This window comes from Teichococcus aerofrigidensis (assembly GCF_054073225.1).
This window is the reverse complement of sequence record NZ_JBSXMU010000296.1, coordinates 1-487: the sequence shown is the minus strand read 5'-3', so window position 1 is coordinate 487 and position 487 is coordinate 1. Positions and strand designations below refer to the sequence as shown.

The following is a 487-nucleotide window of genomic DNA, read 5'->3' as shown; positions in this document are numbered from 1 at the left end:
CGGCCGTGGCGCGGCGCCGCGGCGGCTGCTAAGGCCCGGGGGCGGCGGCCCCCGCCATGCGCGCGCCCCCGGACGCGGCGGAGTTCGCCGCCCTGATGGAACCGCTGGGCCCCTTCGGCGCGGCGCCCCGCTTCGCCGCCGGCGTCTCGGGTGGCCCGCATTCCCTGGCGCTCGCCCTGCTGGCGCGGGATTTCGCCGCGGCGCGGGGCGGCAGCGTGCTGGGCCTCGTCGTCGATCATGGCCTGAGGCCCGGCAGCGCGGCCGAGGCCGACTGGACTGTCCGCCTGCTGCGCCGGCTCGGCCTGGAGGCCGAGGTCCTTGCCCTGGCCATGCCCCCCGGCGCCGCCCTGCAGGAACGGGCGCGGCAGGCCCGCCTGGCGGCGCTGCTGGCGGCCTGCACCCGCCACGGGCGGCCCTGGCTGCTGCTCGGCCAGCATGCCCTGGACCAGGCGGAGACGGTGCTGTTCCGGGCCCTGCGGGGCAGCGG

The 487-nt window shown here is 80.5% G+C and carries 1 protein-coding gene; it reads left to right on the top strand.

What is annotated here, in order from left to right; translation table 11 throughout:
- Positions 1–56: 56 nt before the first annotated feature.
- Positions 57–487 (top strand): ATP-binding protein (locus ACVMLK_RS21320; RefSeq protein ID WP_457487582.1); only part of this gene is annotated, 431 nt, incomplete at its 3' end.